Raw genomic sequence first — 23,232 nt, 5'->3', positions numbered from 1 at the left:
TCACCTGATTTCTCTCTTGTTATACGTAAGCGATGAAATCTCATCTAAAAAAATGCCTTCGATACGATCCTGTTCCTGCTGGAATATCTTAAAATCTTTTTCTCGCATTTTTTCAAATTTACGTACTTCCAAGTTTTTTTCTAATAATTTTTCTTCGTGCCAATTCATTTTTGCACGGGCTTGTACAACTTTCTGCTGTACATCAGCAATTGTTTTTTCGAGGCTATCAATAAATCGGGCGTAGTGATGAATCTCCTCTATTGATGAACCTACAGCTAAACGTTCCTGTTGAAACTCTAATAAATCTTCTTTCTTTTTCAGCAAGTCGTATAGCTTTGTTGCTATTTCTTCAAAAGAACGTACAGATTCTTTATAAGCCATTTCAGTTTCATTTTTTTCCTGCTCTCGAATGGTTAACACTTTTTCAAAACGATAAGTATAACTTACCATCTAATTTCCACCACCGTTCGATAATGTAATTAACTCATTCATACTTTCCTCAAGAGTCACTTTATCTAAATAACCTTGCTTTAAATAAGCGGTAATGAGAGGTTCATAGTAAATCGCTTCATCAATTTCTTTTGATGTTCCTCGCTTATAGGCACCGATGTTAATTAGATCCTCCGACTTGTCATATGTATAATAGAGCTCCCTTAATCGTTCTGCCGCCTTTTTGTGCTCTGGCTCAGCCACATGATTCATCAAACGGCTGACGCTTTTCAAGACATTAATAGCTGGATATTGACCTTTATTAGCAAGGTTTCGATCAAGAACAATATGACCATCTAAAATCCCTCGCACAGTATCTGCAATTGGCTCGTTCATATCATCACCATCTACTAAAACTGTATAAAAGGCAGTAATAGAACCCTTCTCATTAGTACCTGTGCGCTCTAAAAGCTTTGGTAAAATCGCAAATACAGAGGGTGTATATCCTTTTTGAGCTGGTGGTTCACCTGTCGCAAGGCCAATCTCACGCTGTGCCATTGCAACACGAGTCACAGAGTCCATCATCAACATGACATTTAAACCGCGATTTCTAAAATATTCGGCAATTGCTGTTGCGGTAAAGGCCCCTTTAATCCGCATTAGTGCAGGCTGATCAGAAGTGGCAGCTACTACTATTGATCGGCTTAAACCCTCTGGCCCTAAATCACGCTCTATAAACTCACGGACCTCACGACCACGCTCTCCAATTAGTGCGATGACGTTTAAATCAGCTTGGGTATTTCGCGCAATCATACCGAGCAATGTACTTTTCCCGACCCCAGAACCAGCGAAAATACCTACACGTTGTCCATTACCAACTGTTAGCATGCCATCAATTGCTTTAACACCTACTTCAAGTCTTTCATCAATAGGTGGGCGTGTTAGTGGGTTTGGTGGATCCTGCTCTGTCGGAACTGACATTAATCCTTTTGGTAAAATAGTTCCATCTATTGGATTTCCCATAGAATCAAGTACCTTACCGATTAGCTCGGGGCCCACTTTCACTTCTAGCGGTGCCCCTGTACCTTCAACTAGGCAGCCAATCGATATTTCCCGAAGAGAGGTAAATGGCATTAAGATGACAATTTCATCTTTGAAGCCTACAACCTCTGCTAAGATGATTTGATGGCCGTTTTTTGAAGTTTCCACATGAATTTTGCAGACATCACCGATGGAACTATCTGGACCTTGCGACTCAATCATCAAGCCGACAACTCTAGTTACTCTACCAAATTTTTTAAAGGTTGGTATTTGAGGAATTTGTTCGATTAATTGAGCCGTTTTCATCTAGATCATTCCTTACTTTCTAATATTTCATGTAGCTTCAATCTTAGTTCATTTAATTGCTCATCAATACTTACAACAATACGGCCATGATTTGTTTCGATATAGCAATCTGTTTCATTTTCTAAATCCTCATTTACGAAAATCATAAATGGTACGTCAGTTGGGAACATTTCAGCTAGTTCATCCCGATTAGAAGTAATTAATGCATAGTATGTAGGTGAAACATAAATTTTTATTTCCTTCATTTCTCTCGCTTCCTTAAGTCCTCTGCGAACGATTGAAATAAATAATTCATTGGCTCGCTCTAAAGATGCATCAATAATTCGCTCTGCTGCAGTTAAGCCTAGCTCTAAAATAATCGCTTCCTGATCTTCAATATATTTCTGAGCGTTTTCCCTCGACTGAATGATTACCTCATTGGCCGTTTGGAGAGATTGTGCCATCGCTTCATTCGCTTTGTTTGTCCCATCCTCATAGCCCTGACCAAATCCTTCATCATAAGCCGCTTGCACTCGATTAGGTCGCTCTTCTTCCCAACCTTGCTTTAAATGTTCAATTTCCTGAAAGAACATTTGCTTCTCTTGTTCAAAAGCTTCACGTTCAGCCTGTAAAGTAGCTCTAGCCTCTGCAAATAAACGATCACGTTCTCCCAGCACTTCTTCCATAGAAATTTGTTTTTGAGGTGAAATTTCTTCATTTTCTCCCTCATGCATTTCAAACATGTCACGAATTTGAATATTTTTTACATTATCGCCATTGGACTGTGTGTGTATAGAACGGATGATTCTAGACAATGACGTCATCTCCTCCACCACGTGCAATAATAATCTCACCAGCATCCTCTAAGCGACGAATAACCGCAACAATTCGAGATTGCGCCTCCTCTACGTCACGTAAACGTACAGGTCCCATAATTTCCATTTCTTCTTTAAATGTCTCAGCCATACGTTGTGACATATTGCGGAAAATAATGTCTTTTACTTCTTCACTTGAAACTTTCATTGAAAGCAGTAAGTCTTCATTTTCACAATCACGAATAACACGTTGAATCGAACGGTTGTCAAGCGTAACAATATCCTCGAATACAAACATACGTTTTTTGATTTCTTCTGCAAGCTCTGGATCTTGAATTTCGAGTGCATCGAGAATCGTTTTTTCCGTTTGTCGGTCTACACCATTTAACACTTCAACAACTGCATCAATGCCACCTGTTTCTGTGTAATCCTGTGTAACAGTCGATGATAATTTACGCTCTAATACAGATTCAATTTCACTAATAACCTCTGGTGATGTTGATTCCATTACGGCTATACGTTTCGCAATATCAGCCTGTACTTCCTGCGGCAATGAAGATAAAATAACACCCGCTTGCCCTGCTTCTAAATAAGATAGAATAAGGGCAATTGTTTGTGGATGTTCATTTTGAATAAAGTTAAAAATTTGTGCTGGATCAGCTCTACGTGCAAAGTCAAAGGGACGCACTTGTAAAGAAGATGTTAGGCGATTAATAATCGTTTGTGCCTGCTCTACACCAAGCGCCTTCTCCAATACTGTCTTCGCGTAACCAATACCACCCTGTGTAATATAATCTTGCGCAAGTGCAATATTGTGGAATTCTTCAATAATTTCCTCTTTAACATTTGCTTCTACTTTTTTAACACTTGAAATTTCTAATGTTAAACGTTCAATTTCTTCCTCTGTTAAATGTTTATAGACAGAAGCTGAAACCTCAGGCCCTAATGAAATTAACAAGAGAGCGGCCTTTTGTTTTCCGGTTAATTCCTTATCTTTCTTGGACACATCCGAACCTCCTAGTTAGTCTTCCGCAATCCAACTACGCAGTAACTTCGCAAAATCGTCTGGCTTCTCTTTTGCCATTTTTTCTAGCTGCTTACGACGCATTGTAGCTTCCGTTTCAATTTCTTCATTAATATCTTCAATCATTAGTTCTTCTTGTTCTTCTAGGATGCTAAGCTCTTCTTCTTCCTGCTCACGTTTACGTGAACGGATAATAAAGAATGCAAGCAATAATATTACAGCTAGTAATATTCCGCCGATTACCCAAACCCACCATGGAATAACAGATTTTTCGTTCGCTACATCTGTTGCCTTACCATTTAAAGGTTGTACTGAAACAGCTACTTTTTCATCAATTTGGTCTTGAGTAAGCTCAGCTGCTACGTCTTTAGAAATCGTCGTACGAACAATAGTACTTAATATTTTCTCAATATCCTCACGAACCCCATCTGGTAATGATGCCGCATCAGCTGCTGTCGGTGGTTCAACAATTACCTGGATACCAATATCTTGAACTTTATATGGTGCCTCTTGAATATCTTTGCGAATACGGTTTACGTCATTATTAATTGTTTCTTCAGTACGTTCGTAATCTCCATTACCCGTTGCACCTTCGTTATAAGTTGTGAAGTTATCTGTCGTCGTTTCAGCTTCAGGTGTACCAGTGGCTGCTGCTCCTGTACCAGAATATTGCTCTGTAATACGTTGAGCACTAATAGCAATACCTTCCATATTCTCTTCGTCAACCGGCGTAACTAGGTTTTCTTCACGATTTTCTTTTTTGAAATCAATGTCTGTTGTCACAGAAACTATTACTTTGTCTTGTCCCATTAACGTACCTAGCATACTTTGCACTTGACGTTGTAGATCACGCTCAACCAATTTCTTCGCTTGTAACTGACCTTCAGCTGTCGTTGTTGAAGTACCATCAGCAGTTGCAGCGTGCAGATCAAAGTACTCGGAGAATTGGTTAGAAATAACAATGTTATCTGTGTTTAAATTCGGAATACTTTTTGCTACTAAGTTGTACATAGTGGCAATTTGTTGCTCTGTAAATTTATAGCCAGGGTCTGTGTTCAAAACAATAGATGCTGTCGCTTCTTCTTTTACATCTTTTAAGAAAACTCCCTCTTCAGGAACGTTAATCATTACCTTTGCATCTTTTACACCTTCTAGATTTTTAATGAGTTTTGCTATTTCTGTTTCAGTTGCTGCTTTTTTTAATAGGTTAAACTCATTATCTGTCATACCAAATCCAGAGCTGTTTGCAAAAGAGTAATCAATCGTGCCTGTTTGCGGATATCCTTCCGATGCCAATTGCACTAACAATGCATCTACTTGTTCTTCAGGTACTAAAATTGATGTCCCTCCTGGTGCAATTTCATATTTTACACCTTGGGAATCCAACGCTTCCTTCACTTGACCGATTTCTCTTGTCGATAAATCCTTATAAAGTGGTACATATGTAGTTTTTGTAGCAAAAATTGTTATTACGGTAGCAAGCAATAGAACTCCTAATACTGAGCCAATCATTACAATTTTTTGTTTTTTACTACGACTTGTCCAAAATTGGCTGGTGTCGTTTTTTATTTTCGTCAATCGTTCATTCATTATGAATCCTCCGGTTATAGTGAATAACCTATCCATCTAATAATTCGCGAAAACAGTGATATCCCATAACATTCAATCATTATTACATAATGGGTTGATTTCCGTTCCGGCTGGGCGCTTTCCTGGGGGCGTCCAACCTTCCATCATTCATTCAAAAAAGTTTAAATTATGGGATATATCCTTTACTTCAATAGTGAATGTATCACTTGTTCAATAAAGTTAGACACTCATTCGCATTATTTCTTGGTAAGCTTCAATCACCTTATTGCGAACTTCCATTGTTGCATTTAATGTAATGCTCGCTTTTTGTGATGCAATCATCACTTCGTGCAACTCTACATCTCCACCAGTAATTAGCTTTTGAGTAAGATTATCAGAAGTAATTTGTTGATCATTAACTTTCGCTATTGCTTCTTTTAATGAGTTCGCAAAGTTTTGCTGTGCTTCATAAGGTGTTGTATTAAGTTTATTTGTTTCATTTACAACCTGCGTAGGTGTCATTAGTGAAACGGACGAAATTGTCATTATGTATCTTCCTTTCTTCTTATTTATTTACCAATCTCTAACGCCTTTGTCAGCATGGATTTATTTGCATTCAATACAGTTACGTTTGCCTCGTAGGAACGAGTGGCTGACATTAAATCTACCATTTCTTTTAATGGATCTACATTTGGCATATTTACATAGCCATCTGCGTTTGCATCTGGATGAGTTGGATCATACACAAGTTTGAAAGGTGTTTCTCTATCTTCTTTTATTTGTGTAACTTTTACGCCGTTGCCAACGCCACTTTTTGCGTTTTTACCAAGTGCAACATTAAAGAACTTTGAAAACTGTCCCTCTTGAGCTGTAAATGTCACAGACTTCCGGCGGTATGGTTCCCACTCCCCATTCACTTGTCTAGCACGCGTTGTATCCACATTTGCCATATTAGAAGAAATGACATCCATTCGTAAACGCTGTGATGTTAAAGCTGAGGCAGTGGTATTCATTCCATGAAAAATAGACATCTATTACTTACCTCCTTTAATAACAGTATTTAATGTATTTAACTTACCGTTCATACGGTCAGTTAATGCATTGTAGTAGATTTGATTTTCTGCCAATTTCGCCTGTTCAGCGTCCATATCTACAGCATTACCATTATTTCGATAACGTAAGCCATCAATATTATTCACACCAGGCGTAGATTGTCGAATCGCAAAATCATAATGTCTATTATCTGTACGATATGCCGAAATTGATAGTTGCTGTTCTTTCTCCAACATATCCTTAAAACTTACATTTTTCGCTTTATAATTTGGCGTATCGACATTCGCAATGTTATTGGCGATTGTTTTATGATTTAAAGTTGCATAGGAAAGTCCGTTTTCCAGGCTACTAATAGTTCCTCCGAATAAATTCAAAACCATTCACCTCATTTTATGTATTTCTATTTCTTATTTTATCCAATAATACAATTGTAATTAAGATGCTACCTAGTGTCTATTGTCTTTTGTCACTTTTTAATAGTATATACGCCCTATTTTTTAACATGTATAACCAGGACAAAACTTCTGCACCCCTTGCGCCACCTGCTTTCGTTGTGGTTCAACTTGTTTCTAGTTATTTTACACTATTTCGACAGTGTTTACGGTTTTGGGATTAAATATTTCCCTTTTTTTTACTTTTAGTAGTAAACACACTGTCTAAATTTGGGTTCTTTTTTACTATTCTAACCTAAACTCGGAATATTCAAAAAATGTTTAAAGAAGATTCCATAACCATCTTACTAGTAACAATAGGAGCATTGTTTTTTTATTTTTATGCTAAAAGTTGTGTGTATCATTGGAATCTGATTTAGGGAAAAAGCAACGACATCAGCGTCTAAGAGGAATAAAAACATACCTATAGGAAATACGAAAAAGGATTAAAACATAGATGATTCCTCCCCCCCATTTAGTACTATATCATAGTCTGACTTAATTGAAGCATTGTAAATCATCTATAAATTTCCTCAAATTTTTGTCGAATTACGAAAAAATTCAAAAAGGCATCCGGAAAAAATCATTCCAGATGCCTTGTAACGTTCCCAAAGGACGCTTTATTATTATTTCATTTTAATTTCAGCTAATGCATTTAAGAATTTATCGTTTAGTACTTTAATATAAGTACCCTTCATACCTAGAGAGCGAGATTCGATTACACCTGCAGATTCTAGTTTACGTAATGCGTTTACGATTACTGAACGTGTAATACCCACTCGGTCTGCAATTTTTGAAGCAACAAGTAAGCCTTCATGTCCGTCAAGTTCTTCAAAGATATGTTCAATAGCCTCTAATTCACTGTATGAAAGAGAATTAATCGCCATTTGTACAACAGCTTTACTACGAGCTTCCTCTTCAATTTCCTCAGATTTTTCACGTAAAATTTCCATACCAACTACTGTTGCACCATACTCAGCTAAGATTAAATCATCATCCTCGAATTGTGCAGATAAACGAGCAAGAATTAATGTACCAAGACGCTCACCACCACCAACAATCGGTACGATAGTTGTTAATGCGTTTTGGAATAACTCTTTGTTTTCAATTGGGAAAGCAGTATGTTCGTCATGAATATCTAGATTTGAAGATGTCTCAGAAATTGTAAACAAGCTATGTGTGTATTCTTCTGGGAATTGACGCTCTTCGAACATCTTTTTCATGCGTTCGTTTTCAATTTGTTGGTGAATTGAAATGCCTAAAAGCTTCCCTTTACGGCTTACAATATAAACATTACTGTCTATAATATCTCCTAATGTATCTGCCATTTCTTTAAAGTTTACCGGTTTACCAGCAGATGCTTGGAGCATCGAGTTAATTTTACGTGTTTTTTCTAATAAATTCATTATATGTTCCTCCTATAAATAATCCGAAGAGTATTTGCTTAATATTCTAAAGGTTTTTACAACTGAATGGTACTATTCAGCCTTATCTTACAATATAAACTGTGACAAATCTTTGTTCTTTACTATACCTGCAAGTTTTTGATTTACATACGCTGCAGTGATTGGAATATTTGCAGGTGCAATTTCAGCTGCTTCAAACGATAATTCTTCCAGCAAACGTTCTAAAATCGTGTGCAAACGTCGAGCTCCGATATTATCAGTTTCCTGATTGACCTCTGTTGCAATTTCTGCAATTCGTTCAATCGCATCTTCTGTAAAGTTTATTTCCACACCCTCTGTTTCTAACAACGCCTTGTATTGTAGAATAAGCGATTGGTCTGGCTCTTGCAAAATACGTACAAAATCTTGCTTCGTTAATTTTTCAAGTTCTACTCGAATCGGGAATCGACCTTGCAATTCAGGAATTAAGTCTGACGGCTTCGACATATGAAATGCTCCAGCTGCAATGAAAAGCATAAAGTCTGTTTTTACAGCACCGTACTTCGTTGTTACAGTAGAACCTTCAACGATTGGCAGAATATCACGTTGTACACCCTCACGTGATACATTCGCAGAAGTGTTACCTTCCTTACTAGCGATTTTATCAATTTCATCAATAAAAATAATGCCTGACTGTTCAGCTCTTGAAATGGCTTCTTGCGCAACTTCGTCTGCATCTATCAGCTTATTCGCTTCCTCGATAGTTAAAATGCGTCGTGCATCTTTCACTTGTACACGGCGTTTTTTTTGCTTTTTAGGCATCAAACTAGATAGCATATCCTGCATACCACTGTTTGCAGACATATCCATGCCCGTTCCTTGTAATGCATCAAAAATAGAAGGATTTTGTTCCGTCACTTCAACTGTAATCCATTCATTTTCTAATTTACCGTTACGTAAATCGATAGCGATTTGCGCACGTTTGGAACGTACCTCAGTTTCTTCAGTAGAAGTATCGTCATTGGATTGCTGTTCTTTACCACCAAATAACATTTCAAACGGATTTTGCATGGATTGTTTTTTTCGTAAGGAAGGAACTAATAGCTTAACGATTGCTTCGTTTGCTAACTGTTCCGCTTGCTCCTTCACAGACTCCATCATTTCTTCCTTTACAAGACGATGTGAAGCTTCTACTACATCACGTACCATTGACTCTACGTCGCGACCAACATACCCTACTTCTGTAAACTTCGTTGCTTCCACTTTCACAAATGGCGCATTCGTTAGCTTCGCAATTCTTCGAGCAATTTCTGTTTTTCCGACACCTGTAGGTCCGATCATCAGAATATTCTTCGGAATTACTTCAGCCTTCATCTCATCACTTAATAGTGAGCGACGATAACGATTACGTAGTGCAATAGCTACTGCTCGCTTTGCTTCATTTTGTCCAACGATATAACGATCCAAATGCTCAGTAATTTGTCTTGGCGTTAAATTATTTTGTGTCATTAGTTAAGCGCCTCCACGATAATATTATGATTCGTAAATACACAGATCTCAGCAGCAGTTCCTAATGCCGCTTCTGCAATTTCACGCGCAGACATTGTATCACCTGCATATTTTTTTAGAGCACGGCCTGCAGATAATGCATAGTTACCTCCAGAACCAATTGCCAAAATACCATCATCTGGTTCAATCACTTCTCCTGTACCCGAAACGAGAAGGAGCGTATTTTTATCCATTACAAGTAGCATAGCCTCTAATTGGCGTAGCATTTTATCACCGCGCCACTGTTTTGCCACTTCTACTGCCGCACGTTGTAAGTTACCATTGTATTCATTTAACTTTCCTTCAAACATCTCAAAAAGTGTAAAAGCATCGGCAACTGATCCTGCAAATCCAGCAAGCACCTGCCCATTAAACAGACGTCTGACCTTCCTTGCTGTACCCTTCATCACAACTGCATTCCCTAGGGTCACTTGGCCGTCACCAGCCATGGCGCAACCTCCATTATGATGAACTGCAAATATTGTTGTTGCATGAATTTGTCCCATTCGCCTTCCTCCTTAGCTTTATTATGCCCTTGGATGAGCATTCATATATGTTTGACGAAGATGCTCTTTTGTTACATGTGTGTAAACTTGTGTAGAAGATAAATGTGCGTGGCCTAATAACTCCTGCACCGTACGTAAATCTGCGCCATTATTCAATAAATGTGTGGCAAAAGTATGGCGAAGCATATGTGGATATATTTTCGTATGGAGTGAGGCCTTGTCAATCATTTCAGTTAAAATATGACGTACACCTCGAGGAGTAAGTTCCCCACCGCGCATGTTGACAAACAATTGCTGATGACTTGTTTTTTTCATCAATCTCGGACGAGCTTGCTCTATGTAGTCCTGCATGGCTAGACTCGCAAATTGACCGAATGGAATAATACGTTCTTTTCGCCCTTTTCCCATTACCCTAATAATTGAATAGTGGAAATCTACATCTTCTACTTGAATCGAGGTAAGCTCACTTACACGAATACCTGTCGCATATAACAGCTCTAATAAAGCCGTATTTCTTAATGATTTCAAATCATCTCCAACATTCGCATCAAATAGCTGCTTCAATTCTTCTTCGTAGAAAAAGCTAGGTAAGCGTGATTCTTTTTTTGGATGATATAACGATCGAAACGCTCCATCATCTAATCCGTACTGTCTATTTAGAAAACGAAAAAAGGAGCGTATAGAGGAAATTTTTCTTGATACAGATGATCTCGCTCTTTTTTCATCGTACAACTTTGTTACATAGAGACGTGCATGTATATACTCAACACTAGCTAAATCATTTATGCCCTCCGCCTGTAAAAACGCTAAAAAATCTAGTAGATCTGATTCATATTCTCGCACTGTATGAACAGAGAAGTTCTTTTCAACCTGGATGTAAAGCATGAACTGTTCAAGTGCATCTTGGGACGAAACTAACATTAAAAGATTCACCACCAACGAATTATTGATAACCTTCTCAAATTACGGCTCATCACCATAATGTGGGGTTGATTTCCGCTCCGACTGGGCGCTTACTTGAGGGTGTCCGATGAGCCGCTTGGGCCAAAAAGGATGTTGGTCACGAAGCCATTATCACAGGATGTGATGCTTTTAGCCTTCGTTCCCCTACCGGCTCGCTCCAGGGTCTCATCTGTGACACTGATTCCCCAAGGAGTCGCCCAGTCTCCACTCCAACCAACTTATATACATAGCATACGTTTTTAATGTCATCCCCAACGTTTGGCGATGAGCCCAAATTACTTACACTTGCTATTAAAGGATGTACTATTTCGTTTATCCTCTTTAGTTTGTCGCTTTGGTATCGTTAATGAACATAAACATACATATTGACACTATACCTATCTTCATCATATGGCAAGTGAAAATGTTTATATTTTGAGAAAATCTCCATATAAAATAATAAAATACGTGTGAATAAGCATTTTGTCTACAAAAAAGAAAAAGCCTCTAAGAGTATATCAACTTTTAGAGGCTTTTTGCAATCAAATTGTTTGTGAATTCACAAAATTACGAATTGTATCCATTGCACGTGTAGCATGCATCTCTGCACGCTCTGGTTTCGAACGACGACCTGGTGGTAAATCTGGGAAAATTCCGAAGTTAACGTTCATTGGCTGGAAGTTTTTCGATTGCGCTTCTGTTATATAACGCGCCATACTTCCCAACGCCGTTTCAAATGGGAAGATAATCGGTTCTTGTCCTAAGACTAATCGAGCTGCATTAATGCCAGCAATTAATCCACTACCAGCGGACTCAACATATCCTTCGACACCTGTCATTTGACCAGCAAAGAAAATATTTTTTTGCTCACGAAGCTGATAAGTTTTCTCTAGAACTTTTGGAGAATTAATGAACGTATTTCTATGCATTACTCCATAACGAACGATTTCAACATTCTCTAATCCCGGGATTAGTTGCAATACTTCTTTCTGTGGCCCCCACTTTAGATGTGTTTGGAAGCCAACAATATTGTAAAGAGTACCCGCTGCATCGTCTTGACGTAATTGAACAACAGCATAAGGGCGTTTCCCTGTTTTCGGATCTTCTAGACCTACTGGCTTCATCGGTCCAAATAACATTGTTTTCTCCCCACGAGCAGCCATTACTTCTATAGGCATACAGCCCTCAAAGTAAATTTCCTTTTCAAATTCTTTTAATGGCACAACCTCTGCTTCAATTAACGCTTGACGGAAACGATCAAATTCTTCCTTTGTCATAGGACAGTTTAAATAAGCCGCTTCCCCTTTATCATAACGAGATTTTAAATAAACTTTATCCATATCAATGCTATCTTTTTCGATAATTGGTGCTGCTGCATCATAGAAATATAGATAATCTAAACCTGTTAAGCTCTGAATTTTTTCAGCTAAAGCTTTTGATGTTAATGGTCCTGTAGCAATAACTGTAATACCTGCTGGAATTTCTGTAACCTCTTCATGAATAACTTCCACAAGAGGATGATTTTTCACAGCATCTGTTACATAACCTGCAAATTCATGACGATCTACAGCTAAAGCTCCACCTGCTGGCACTGAGCAAGCATCTGCTGCTTTTATAATTACCGAATCTAACATCCGCATTTCTTCTTTAATGACACCCACTGCATTTGTTAACCCATTAGCTCGTAGTGAGTTTGAACAAACAAGCTCTGCAAATTTATCAGTATGGTGTGCAGGAGTTTGTTTAACTGGTCTCATTTCATACAGTCTAACCTTTACTCCACGCTTAGCAATTTGCCAAGCTGCTTCACTGCCTGCAAGACCTGCGCCTATTACATTTACTACTTGTTCAGTCATGTTCTTACCATCTTTCTATCATTGAATAGGTGCTTCTTCATAGTCACATTTCGTACACTGAATTTGCACACCTTTTTTTATTTTTTTCTCTACTAATAATGCACTACATTTCGGACACGGTCTGCTGATTGGCTTGTCCCATGAGACAAATTCACACTCAGGGTACTGATTGCAGCCATAGAATAAACGCTTTGTTTTACTCTTTCGTTCTACAATTTCGCCTGTTTCACAAGAAGGACATTTTACGCCAATAGGTTTCATAATAGCTTTTGTATTGCGGCAATCTGGGAAGTTTGAACAAGCCATAAATTTCCCATATCGTCCAAGCTTAAAGACCATCGGAGATCCACAAAGCTCACAATCCTCGCCAGCCGGTTCATCTTTTATAACAACCTTTTCCATAGCCTCATCTGCATATTTCACATGAACCTCAAAGTCCTTATAAAACTCATGCACAACTTCTTTCCACTGACGACCACCTTCTTCAATATCATCCAAATCTTGCTCCATTTGTGCTGTGAATTCGATATTTATGATATCAGGGAAAAACTCTAGTACGAGTTGGTGTACGATTTCTCCTAGCTCTGTCGGCATAAATCGTTTTGCATCTAATACGACATAGCCACGGCGCTGAATTGTATCGAGGGTCGGTGCATATGTGGACGGGCGCCCTATACCTAACTCTTCCATTGTTTTTACAAGACGCGCCTCTGAATAACGTGGTGGTGGCTGTGTAAAATGTTGCTTAGGTTCGATTTCAAGGGATTTTACTTGATCGCCAACTGCCATATCCGGTAGAAGCTTTGTTGTTTCTTCTGTTTGATCATCGGTACCCTCAATATATAGCTTCATAAAGCCTGCAAATTTAACTTGCGAGCCGTTTGCACGGAATAAAACATCACCATTTTGAAGGTCTACAGCAACTGTATCAAGTACAGCTGGTGCCATCTGACTTGCGATAAAGCGCTCCCATATTAAGCGGTATAAGCGCAATTGGTCACGACTAAGCACCGCTTTTAATTCTTCTGGAGCTCGCATTGTACTAGTTGGACGAATGGCCTCATGGGCGTCTTGTGCATTCGATGCTTTTTTAGTCTGCTTCGTCTCTGTGGAAATGTATTCTTTACCGTATTTCGATTCAATGTATGCCATTGCCTCTGTTTTCGCTGTATCCGAAATACGTGTTGAATCGGTACGCATATAAGTGATTAAACCGACTGTACCCTCTTTTTTACCAATATCAATACCTTCATATAATTGTTGTGCAAGCATCATCGTTTTCTTAGCACGGAAATTTAACTTACGTGCAGCCTCTTGCTGTAAAGAAGATGTAGTAAAAGCAGGTGCTGCATTTCGTTTACGTTCTTTTTTTGATACATTCACAACGTCAAAGTTTGTACCTTTAACATTTTTTAAAATAGATTTTACTTGTTCTTCATTTGTTAATTTAATTTTTTCTTTACCATCACCATAGTATAGTGCATCGAACGTTTTTTTACCTTTTTCAAAAGATCCTTCTATTGTCCAATATTCTTCTGGCTGGAAGTTTTTAATTTCATTTTCACGATCAATAATCATGCGTAGTGCTACAGATTGAACCCGTCCTGCTGATAATCCCTTTTTAACTTTTTTCCATAAAATCGGGCTAATGTTATAACCAACAAGTCTGTCCAATATACGTCTTGTTTGCTGCGCATCTACTAAATCCATGTTAATAGGACGTGGATTTTTAAAGGATTCTACAATCGCATCTTTTGTAATTTCGTTAAAAACGACACGACAATCTGAATTAATATCAATATTTAACGCAGTCGCAAGGTGCCAAGCAATTGCCTCTCCCTCGCGGTCTGGATCGGCCGCTAGAAAGACTTTCTTCACTTTTTTAGCCGCAGACTTTAGATCCTGTAAAACAGGCCCTTTACCACGAATAGTAATATATTTAGGTTCGTAATTATTTTCAGAACTAACGCCCATTTGGCTACGTGGTAAATCACGAACATGCCCGATTGACGCTTTCACCTTATATTTTTTCCCTAAATATCGTTCAATTGTTTTTGCTTTTGCTGGTGATTCTACAATCACTAAATAATCCGCCATCTATGTCTCCCCCTTAGCGAGGTCTATTGCTAATTTTTTTAAGTTACCTGTTGCAAAATGTATAACAGATTTTAAGATAATGCAACTTTTTTTCAATTTTTGTTAGAAAAGAGCGCAAGTGTTTCAACGATATCGTGACCATTACACACTGGAATAGCGCCTTCTAATAGTAATTTATTTGTGCCTTTTGATTGCTCCGCATCAATTGGTCCTGGTACAACAAATACATCTTTACCTTGCTCTAATGCGTATTCTGTTGTGATAAGCGTTCCACTTCTTAACGCAGCTTCTGTTACAACTAAAGCCTTGGACAGTCCACTAATTATTCGGTTACGCATTGGAAAATGCCATTTCTCAGGCTTCATATATGGAGGATACTCTGTGACAAGTAACTGATGCTCCGCCATATGCTCAGCGAGAGACTGGTTTTCCTTAGGGTATATATAATTAAAACCGTGACCAAGTACTGCAATTGTGGAACCACCAACTTTTAAAGTTGTCTCATGAGCTATCGTATCTGCCCCTCTTGCAAGCCCGCTCACAACTGTATATCCATGTTCTACAAGAGGTGGAACGATTAGATCCATCGCAGTCTTTGTATAAGCCGTAGCCTTTCTAGAGCCTATAATGGCTACTTGTTTTTCTTTCGTTAATATAGAACGCTGACCTTTCACATACAATACAGTAGGTGGACTGGATATTTCAAATAATTGCGCCGGATAAAAAGGATGATGAAAAGGTATGGGGAAAATAAGGGCCCGTTCATAGGCCTCTTCAAACGACAATGTCATAATTTGTCGAAAACTCCTAGAAATTCGCAAGGCTCTCTGCGATGATATTTGCAGTGCTTTTGCAATTTCATAAGGGGGCGCTTCTTCAAAATAACTGAATACATCCACAGGGGACAACAGTTGCTGAAGTTTCTGAAGTGGTAATGGGTATACATAATGTAAAGCTAGTAATCTCTGTGTATCGACTGAAAAAATCATTTAAAAGCCTCCTTTTATATAGAAGAAATTAAATGACCGCATTCCTTATCAATTATGCCTCGGCAAAATTGCGTCCGGAATCGGCTTTGTGCCTGCACAAAGAACTCCTTTCCGATTCCGTGACATCCGCAGGAGGCTTTGGGCCAACGTGATGTTGGTCACTCAGTCGTTGCCACAGGACGTGGCGCTCTTAGACTGAGTTCCTCTATTTAAACGGATGTTTGAAAAGTAACTTAAATCCGCATTCATCTCACCACCTATAGAGGTGGGAGACTTCTGCTGAAATAAGTTAAACTGAAGAAGTAGGAAGTAAGAAATCACATTTGCTTGAACATACTTCTATTAGAAGCAAGTTAAGCAGTGTCTAAATAAGGGAAAAGAAAAAGATGTAGCCACAATGTGCTACATCTTCCATTTTAATGGGTTTTACACTTTTCGTACAGCCCTTTTTCTTTGATTACTTTAATAAGCGTTTCACCAATAACAGATGGCGTCTCTGCTACTTCAATACCAGCAGCATTCATTGCCTTAATTTTCTCTGTTGCTGTCCCTTTACCACCAGAAATAATAGCACCAGCGTGACCCATACGTTTACCTGGAGGCGCTGTTTGCCCACCGATAAAGCCAACGACAGGTTTCGTCATATTCGCTTTAATCCACTCAGCCGCTTCTTCTTCAGCTGTACCTCCAATTTCCCCAATCATAACAACTGCATATGTTTCTGGATCGTTGTTAAACGCTTCCAAAACATCGATAAAGTTTGTACCATTGACAGGGTCTCCACCGATACCAACAGCTGTAGTTTGACCAATACCAGCTTGTGTTAATTGGTGCACAGCTTCATATGTTAATGTACCAGAGCGAGAAACAACTCCTACATGTCCTTTTGTATGAATATAACCAGGCATAATACCAATCTTACATTCATCTGCCGTAATGACACCTGGACAGTTTGGACCTACTAGGCGCGTCTTTTTACCTTCCATATAACGTTTAACCTTAACCATATCAAGGACAGGAATATGCTCAGTAATACAGATTGTTAATTCTAATTCAGCATCAACAGCCTCTAAAATAGCGTCTGCAGCAAATGGAGCAGGTACATAAATAACTGAAGTTGTCGCGCCTGTCGCAGCTACAGCTTCTGCTACAGTATTGAACACAGGTACTCCTTCGATTTCAAGACCACCTTTACCCGGTGTAACACCTGCTACAATTTTAGTACCATACTCAAGCATTTGCTTCGTATGGAAAAGCGCTGTTTCGCCCGTAATCCCTTGTACAATTACCTTCGTATCTTTGTTAATAAATACAGCCATTGTTCTCCCTGCCTTCCTTAGCCTACTAGTCCCACAATTTTTTGTGCACCGTCAGCCATTGAATCTGCTGCAACGATGTTTAAACCAGATGCATTTAAAATTTCTTTTCCAAGTTCTACATTTGTACCTTCTAAACGTACAACTAACGGCACAGCTAAGCCGATTTCTTTGGCAGCTGTTACAACACCCTCAGCGATAATGTTACATTTCATAATTCCGCCAAAAATGTTAACAAAAATGCCTTTTACATGTGGATCAGAAAGGATAATTTTGAAAGCTTCTGTTACTTTTTCAGCTGTTGCACCGCCACCTACATCTAGGAAGTTAGCGGGGCTTCCGCCATAATAGCTAATTGTGTCCATTGTAGCCATAGCAAGACCAGCTCCATTAACCATACAGCCAATGTTGCCATCTAGTGAAATATAGCTAAGGTCATATTTTGATGCTTCGATTTCCTTTGGATCTTCTTCATCAAAATCACGTAATTCGACAATATCTTTATGACGATACAACCCATTTGCATCGAAATTAAATTTAGCATCTAATGCTAAAACTTCGCCTTGTCCAGTTACAACAAGTGGATTAATTTCTACAATCGAAGCATCTTTGTCGATAAACGCTTGATATAAGCCTAACATTAATTTAACAGCTTTCCCTACTAGGTTTGCTGGAATATTCATATTAAACGCCATGCGACGTGCCTGGAAGCCTGTTAACCCAACAACAGGATCCACAACTTCTTTGAAGATTTTTTCTGGATGTGCTTCTGCTACTTCTTCAATATCCATGCCGCCCTCTTCAGATCCCATCATTGTTACACGGGATGTTGCGCGGTCTAATACTAAGCTTAAATAGTATTCTTTTTGAATATCAGAACCCTCTTCAATATATAAGCGTTTTACTTCTTTTCCCTCAGGACCTGTTTGATGAGTCACTAAAATTTTACCTAATAATTCTTTTGCATATGTACGCACCTCGTCAAGGTTTTTAGCGATTTTTACACCACCTGCTTTACCGCGTCCACCTGCATGAATTTGCGCCTTGACTACTGTTACATTAGAGCCAAGTTCCTTCGCTACTTTCACTGCTTCATCAGGGGAAAAAGCAACTTTTCCATTTGGTACAGCTACACCATACTTTTTAAGAATCTCTTTCCCTTGATATTCATGGATATTCATAATACATCCTCCCATCAAACATTTGCATAAATTGTTTTACTAACATAATCTATTCTAACTAAAGATTCTGATAAAGTCTACACTTTGTCTTTTGTTCATTTTTTATCTTTTTATATGACACTTTCTTCTACTTCGTGTACTAAAACAGAGTTTTACGAAAATCAGAATTCTTTGTTTTTTCTATATTTTTGCGCATGTTGTTGATCTAATCGATATATAAATGCAAAAACCTCAGCGACAGCTTCGTACAATTCTTCTGGAATTGACTCATTTAAATCTAATTGTCCAAGTAATTGAACAAGGTTAGGATCCTCATAAATCGGGACATCGTGCTCATTCGCGCGTGCTAATATATTTTCTGCTATTTTCCCTTTTCCTTTTGCTACGACTGTTGGACTATCAAAACGTCCTAACTTATACGTGAGAGCGATAGCCTCTTTTCGAGTAAATTTTTCTTCACTCATATGCGAAAATCCACCCCACTATGTTCCTCCTGCTGTTCTACTACAGGGGGTTTTTCAGGTTGGGATTTTTCAAATTGTTTAATAAAAACGCCTGAAAGTTGATACTCTTTTTCAGCTAGGCCTATTTTTAATGCCGCTTTTAGTGGTTCTGCAAGCGGAATAATATCATTATTTTCGTTAAATACTGTCACAGAAACTACACGATTTTGAACCTGCATATCAATAACCGTTTCTTTCATAGATTCCATTTGTAAATAAAATAATATACGCGCGTAATTGGCATCAATTTTACCGTCTTCCTTCATGCGTCCATTCCACTGTAATGTTGCATCCATTTTCTTGCCGAAGAATTCCAATGGTACTTGCATAATAAGCTGATGCTGATGGCCATTCTCCCCTGATGCTAGCTGCATGCCGTTCATACGCGCCATTAACATTTCGGCAGCTTCCTTCAGCTGCGGAGTAACATGTGTTTCCTGCAATAATGTATGTAGCTGAGGTTTTATTTGATGTGCAATCTGCTGTAAATCTGCTGACTTATTACTAAGTGTCGCTTCATAGCTAACTCCTAGATTTTTTAATACCGTTTTAAGTGCATGTTCCATTGCTTTACTGTCCATAGAATTTTGTACATGAGCATCTGCTTGCGTAACAATCTGCTGAATCATTGATAGCGGGGATTCAACACTATTTTTCATAAGACTTCGCATGAATGCTTCGTTTTGTATTGGAGAAGTTGCTTCATGCTTTAAAAGCGATAATAAATGGTCCTTCACTGAAAGAGCATTGGCGTCTTGTGTAAACAAACGCTCCGAAGAATTTTCTGCAAACGCTTTTATAAGTTGTTCTTGCATCTGTTTAGCAAAAACCTCTAGCGTTTGTTTAGTTGCTGGTAGCTGATTAAATCTATCGATTAGTTGATTTAATGGCTGTTTTTGTTCATTGGTTAACAGGCTTTGATTTGCTGTCCATGTTTTAAGCTGGTCAACAAGCTGATTTGTATTGTCAGATTTTGTCGATAGAATTGTTTGTATAACCTCTCCTGCCTGTTGAAGTTGATTTGGCTGGACAGGCTTTACACCATTGAGACTTGACCAGTTTTGTAGGGTTGCCTGCTGAGGTAATACCCCTGCATCCTTTAACATATTCATGGCCTGAATCTTATCACTCATAGAAGCCATATTATTAGTTAATATTTGTACGGACTTGGCAAGCACTAAACCACCTGTTTCTGCTTCAAAAGGCTTTGCAATTGCCTGTATTTGTTGCATTAGGTTTTGCTTGAGGTTCTCTGGTAAAGCTGTATCTTTAGCTAAAAGCTGTGCGAAGTTTTCCATCACGGAAATCATGCCGCTAGTTTTTTGTCCACTAATAAGCGCTTGAAAAACGTCATTTGTCATAGGCATTTTAAGCTCCACCATTTTTTGAATGGCTTGTAGAGCATCTAGTTTAGTAATGCCATCTGGTAATGCCTTCATCCACATTTCTGCCTGCGTCAGTTGCTCCTTTGAAATCGGTAGCTGTGCTTTCATAAAATGGGCAAGAAGCTGTTGCATTTCAGCCGTCTTTGGTAAATTCATCGATTCAAGTAACTGATTAATTTGTTGACTCTGGGATGCCGTTTGCGCCATAGGACCCGTAACAACTTTTAGTTCTGTTTGTGGGTTTATACCAGTTACTTGAAAGAAATGGGCGTCACCTGCTTTTAGTGGCACTTCGAGTTTAGCAATAAACTTCTGATGACCAACTTGTATCTCTGCCGTTTGATCTGGATATAATTGTTTAATCGTTCCATGAAATACTTGTCCTTGTTTTAAAGCAAGTGGCTGATTAGTTGAGGTTACCGCAGCTTGTTGCATTTGAATCGGATTAAAAGATGTGGCTGTCATATACGTACTCCTTTCATCAATTACTCCTTGGCGTAATTGGCGTCTATTTTTTATTTGGCTCACCACCATCACGTGGGGTGATTTCCGTTCCGCCTGGGCCTTTGCCGCTGACGTTTCGCTTTCGCGCAGAGCAGAGCTTCCTAGGGGCGTCCGATGAGCCGCTTGGGCCAACAGATGTTTTTTGCGCGAAAGCGTAGTGCTAACGTAGCGGCAGCAGAGGGTATGTGCGAAAGCGTAGCGACAGCAACAGCACGATGTTGGTCACGAAGGCGTTATCACAGGACGTGATGCTTTTAGCCTTCGTTCCTCTGATGGCTCGCTCCAGGGTCTCATCTGTGACGCTGATCCCCAAGGAGTCGCCCAGTCGGAACGAAGATCAACTTAACCACATGATATACGTTTTAACTAATGCCATTCCTAACTTTGGCGGAGAGCCTTTTATTTTTAGTATGCTATTTGCTGTCGCTACATAAAACATTTGTGAAAGAAGTTAAAGCATTGACTTTATCGGCTCAAACGACTTGCGATGATGGCTCGTTGGGCCGAATTCTTCAAGTGCTTTTAAATGTTGCTTTGTACCATATCCTGCATGCTGAGCAAAACCATACATAGGGAATTCGTTGTCCAATTGATCCATATAATCATCTCGAGCCGTTTTCGCTAATATCGATGCAGCTGCAATAGCTAAGCTTTTCGCATCCCCTTTAATAATTGAATCCTGTGGAATAGAGATTGGCAGTGTCATAGCATCAACTAGCACATAATTAGGCTTAATAGATAACGATTCTACACTTGTCTTCATCGATTGTTTTGTCGCTTCGTAGATATTTAATTCATCAATTTGTTGCGCTGATTGGAAATGGATAAAATAACTTAATGCATGTTCTTTTATTAAAGCAGCATAGGCATTGCGTTTATCCTTTGATAATTGCTTTGAATCATTTAATCCGACAAGAACCTCGCAGTTTGAGGGTAAAATAACAGCAGCAGTTACTACTGGTCCTGCTAAAGGTCCACGTCCTGCTTCATCTACCCCTGCAATGAAGACTTCTTTTCCTCCGTAGCTTTGATCGAAATCAACTTTCGTTTGATGTTCCTGCAGTAGCTGTTGTTTTTTATCTTGGCGCTTTTTCCAGCTTAGCCAAGCCTTTTGCACACCCGCACGTTCATCACTCTCTACTCCTACCATCCAGTCCTGCCATTCCTCCGCTTCCTTCAAAGCTGTAGTGATTTCTTTAATCGTTTTCATCTATTTACTCCCAAATCGTTAATTTTAAGTTCTAGTACGTTTTTCGTTTCTTTCAAGCTAAGGATTCACCTTAACGCTTTTGCGCTTTCCACAATATGTACTTGAATGCACATTCATTTCAGAAGGACGCTAATCCCAAAATAATTATAACTTCTTTTTCATGCTCTATATCCTATATCGGCAAGAAGACGTATTCCTAAAAGAAAAACTGTCACGCTCACGATTTATGACGTGAGTATGACAGTTTTCATTATTGCTGCTCTGTTTCTTTTTCAAGTTGTTCGTCAACAAAATCAAATGTTAGTTTACCTAATTGTAAACCACGAATATCTCGAACGATTAGTTGAGCTACTTGATCATAATCGATTTCTCCACCAGGACCGAACACACGACGAAGTTTACCGATATGGTCGAAAGTCTCAACTAAATCTTCATGTACAAACTGGAAGCCATAGCGTTCTTCCATTCGTGCCGGATAATGAATGGATAAAAAGCGTAGACCATATACAGCTAAATCCTCCATATTTGTTATAGTATCCTTTATAGCTCCTGTTAAGGCTAATTTGTAACCTACTTCCTGATCTTCAAACTTCGGCCATAAAATACCTGGTGTATCGAGTAATTCAAGCTCCTTACCAACCTTTATCCATTGCTGAGCCTTAGTTACCCCTGGAGTATTCCCTGTTTTTGCGATATTTTTCTTCGCTAGTCGGTTAATCAGCGTTGATTTCCCTACGTTTGGAATTCCAACAATCATTGCGCGAATGGCTCTTGGCTTCATCCCACGCGCCTTCATACGCTCAAATTTTTCTTTTAATATTTCTTGGGCAGCCTTTGTAACCTGCTGTAATCCTTTACCTTCAAGAGAATTAATTGCTACTGCCTTATGACCACGTTGTGCAAAGTACTCTACCCACTTACGTGTTTCCTGCTCATCTGCCATATCTGCCTTATTTAAGATAAGGAGACGCGGTTTTTGATTGATCACTTCGTCTATCATCGGATTACGCGAAGATAGAGGTAAACGTGCATCTATTAATTCAAAAATAATATCAACGAGCTTTAATTTTTCTGTTACTTCTCTTCGGGCCTTCGCCATATGCCCTGGAAACCATTGTATAGTCATATCTATACCTCCTAAACTAAAAGAAAAAGGGAGTGTT

Annotated in this window: 22 protein-coding genes; 1 reads left to right on the top strand and 21 read right to left on the bottom strand. The window is 38.8% G+C overall.

The window, feature by feature from the left end; all coding sequences use genetic code 11:
• The 19 genes from fliJ to AN161_RS09905 all read right to left on the bottom strand — a co-directional run bounded on the left by fliJ (position 1) and on the right by AN161_RS09905 (position 20,820).
• Positions 1-450: a flagellar export protein FliJ gene (gene fliJ / locus AN161_RS09995; RefSeq protein WP_053594210.1), complete on the bottom strand. Its 450-nt coding sequence runs from the start codon at positions 448-450 to the stop codon at positions 1-3.
• Positions 451-1,776 (bottom strand): flagellar protein export ATPase FliI, encoded by a 1,326-nt coding sequence (fliI, locus tag AN161_RS09990; protein ID WP_053594209.1) that lies wholly within the window; start codon positions 1,774-1,776, stop codon positions 451-453.
• Between the two features lie 5 nt (positions 1,777-1,781).
• Positions 1,782-2,570, bottom strand: a complete 789-nt coding sequence (fliH, locus tag AN161_RS09985; RefSeq protein WP_053594208.1) for a flagellar assembly protein FliH — start codon at positions 2,568-2,570, stop codon at positions 1,782-1,784.
• Positions 2,563-3,576 (bottom strand): flagellar motor switch protein FliG, encoded by a 1,014-nt coding sequence (gene fliG, locus AN161_RS09980; protein ID WP_053594207.1) that lies wholly within the window; start codon positions 3,574-3,576, stop codon positions 2,563-2,565. The genes fliH and fliG overlap by 8 nt, the downstream gene beginning before the upstream one ends.
• 15 nt (positions 3,577-3,591) lie before the next feature.
• The gene (fliF, locus tag AN161_RS09975) at positions 3,592-5,184 is read right to left on the bottom strand and encodes a flagellar basal-body MS-ring/collar protein FliF (RefSeq protein WP_053594206.1); all 1,593 of its coding nucleotides are present in this window, start codon (positions 5,182-5,184) and stop codon (positions 3,592-3,594) included.
• A gap of 219 nt (positions 5,185-5,403) precedes the next feature.
• Positions 5,404-5,709 (bottom strand): flagellar hook-basal body complex protein FliE, encoded by a 306-nt coding sequence (gene fliE, locus AN161_RS09970; RefSeq protein WP_053594205.1) that lies wholly within the window; start codon positions 5,707-5,709, stop codon positions 5,404-5,406.
• 23 nt (positions 5,710-5,732) lie between these two features.
• Complete coding sequence (gene flgC / locus AN161_RS09965; protein ID WP_053594204.1) at positions 5,733-6,194, bottom strand: flagellar basal body rod protein FlgC; 462 nt, start codon at positions 6,192-6,194, stop codon at positions 5,733-5,735.
• Positions 6,195-6,197: 3 nt separating this feature from the next.
• Positions 6,198-6,590, bottom strand: a complete 393-nt coding sequence (gene flgB, locus AN161_RS09960) for a flagellar basal body rod protein FlgB (RefSeq protein WP_053594203.1) — start codon at positions 6,588-6,590, stop codon at positions 6,198-6,200.
• Positions 6,591-7,273: 683 nt separating this feature from the next.
• The gene (gene codY, locus AN161_RS09955) at positions 7,274-8,053 is read right to left on the bottom strand and encodes a GTP-sensing pleiotropic transcriptional regulator CodY (RefSeq protein ID WP_053594202.1); all 780 of its coding nucleotides are present in this window, start codon (positions 8,051-8,053) and stop codon (positions 7,274-7,276) included.
• Between the two features lie 87 nt (positions 8,054-8,140).
• Positions 8,141-9,541, bottom strand: a complete 1,401-nt coding sequence (hslU, locus tag AN161_RS09950) for an ATP-dependent protease ATPase subunit HslU (RefSeq protein ID WP_053594201.1) — start codon at positions 9,539-9,541, stop codon at positions 8,141-8,143.
• A complete protein-coding gene (gene hslV / locus AN161_RS09945; RefSeq protein ID WP_053594200.1) occupies positions 9,541-10,086 on the bottom strand; it encodes an ATP-dependent protease subunit HslV in 546 nt (181 codons plus the stop codon). Before hslV ends, hslU begins: the two co-directional genes overlap by 1 nt.
• 21 nt (positions 10,087-10,107) lie before the next feature.
• Complete coding sequence (gene xerC, locus AN161_RS09940) at positions 10,108-11,007, bottom strand: tyrosine recombinase XerC (protein WP_053594199.1); 900 nt, start codon at positions 11,005-11,007, stop codon at positions 10,108-10,110.
• 563 nt (positions 11,008-11,570) lie between these two features.
• Complete coding sequence (trmFO, locus tag AN161_RS09935; protein WP_053594198.1) at positions 11,571-12,884, bottom strand: FADH(2)-oxidizing methylenetetrahydrofolate--tRNA-(uracil(54)-C(5))-methyltransferase TrmFO; 1,314 nt, start codon at positions 12,882-12,884, stop codon at positions 11,571-11,573.
• An 18-nt stretch (positions 12,885-12,902) separates the two neighbouring features.
• Positions 12,903-14,981 carry a type I DNA topoisomerase gene (gene topA / locus AN161_RS09930; protein WP_053594197.1) on the bottom strand — a complete coding sequence of 693 codons (2,079 nt, stop codon included), beginning with the start codon at positions 14,979-14,981 and terminating at the stop codon, positions 12,903-12,905.
• A gap of 92 nt (positions 14,982-15,073) precedes the next feature.
• Positions 15,074-15,970: a DNA-processing protein DprA gene (gene dprA / locus AN161_RS09925; RefSeq protein WP_053594196.1), complete on the bottom strand. Its 897-nt coding sequence runs from the start codon at positions 15,968-15,970 to the stop codon at positions 15,074-15,076.
• Between the two features lie 416 nt (positions 15,971-16,386).
• Positions 16,387-17,289, bottom strand: coding sequence for a succinate--CoA ligase subunit alpha (sucD, locus tag AN161_RS09920; RefSeq protein ID WP_053594195.1), 903 nt, complete (start codon positions 17,287-17,289; stop codon positions 16,387-16,389).
• A 17-nt stretch (positions 17,290-17,306) separates the two neighbouring features.
• Positions 17,307-18,467 carry an ADP-forming succinate--CoA ligase subunit beta gene (gene sucC, locus AN161_RS09915; protein ID WP_053594194.1) on the bottom strand — a complete coding sequence of 387 codons (1,161 nt, stop codon included), beginning with the start codon at positions 18,465-18,467 and terminating at the stop codon, positions 17,307-17,309.
• A 161-nt stretch (positions 18,468-18,628) separates the two neighbouring features.
• Complete coding sequence (locus tag AN161_RS09910) at positions 18,629-18,931, bottom strand: EscU/YscU/HrcU family type III secretion system export apparatus switch protein (RefSeq protein WP_053594193.1); 303 nt, start codon at positions 18,929-18,931, stop codon at positions 18,629-18,631.
• Positions 18,928-20,820: a hypothetical protein gene (locus AN161_RS09905; protein WP_053594192.1), complete on the bottom strand. Its 1,893-nt coding sequence runs from the start codon at positions 20,818-20,820 to the stop codon at positions 18,928-18,930. The genes AN161_RS09910 and AN161_RS09905 overlap by 4 nt, the downstream gene beginning before the upstream one ends.
• 153 nt (positions 20,821-20,973) lie before the next feature.
• Here AN161_RS09905 and AN161_RS31000 point away from each other — a divergent pair, with 153 nt between their 5' ends.
• On the top strand, positions 20,974-21,108 hold the full coding sequence (locus AN161_RS31000; protein ID WP_277815934.1) for a hypothetical protein: 135 nt from the start codon (positions 20,974-20,976) through the stop codon (positions 21,106-21,108).
• 202 nt (positions 21,109-21,310) lie between these two features.
• Here the strand turns inward: AN161_RS31000 and AN161_RS09900 are convergent, their stop codons facing one another.
• Positions 21,311-22,069 (bottom strand): ribonuclease HII, encoded by a 759-nt coding sequence (locus AN161_RS09900; RefSeq protein ID WP_053594191.1) that lies wholly within the window; start codon positions 22,067-22,069, stop codon positions 21,311-21,313.
• A gap of 250 nt (positions 22,070-22,319) precedes the next feature.
• Positions 22,320-23,195: a ribosome biogenesis GTPase YlqF gene (gene ylqF / locus AN161_RS09895; RefSeq protein ID WP_053594190.1), complete on the bottom strand. Its 876-nt coding sequence runs from the start codon at positions 23,193-23,195 to the stop codon at positions 22,320-22,322.
• Between the last annotated feature and the right edge of the window lie 37 nt (positions 23,196-23,232).

The sequence above is a fragment of the Lysinibacillus sp. FJAT-14222 genome (genome assembly GCF_001278875.1).
In the GTDB taxonomy this organism is placed as follows: Bacteria; Bacillota; Bacilli; order Bacillales_A; family Planococcaceae; genus Lysinibacillus; species Lysinibacillus agricola.
The sequence above is the reverse complement of the archived record's forward strand: the minus strand, read 5'-3'. Positions and strand labels throughout refer to the sequence as shown.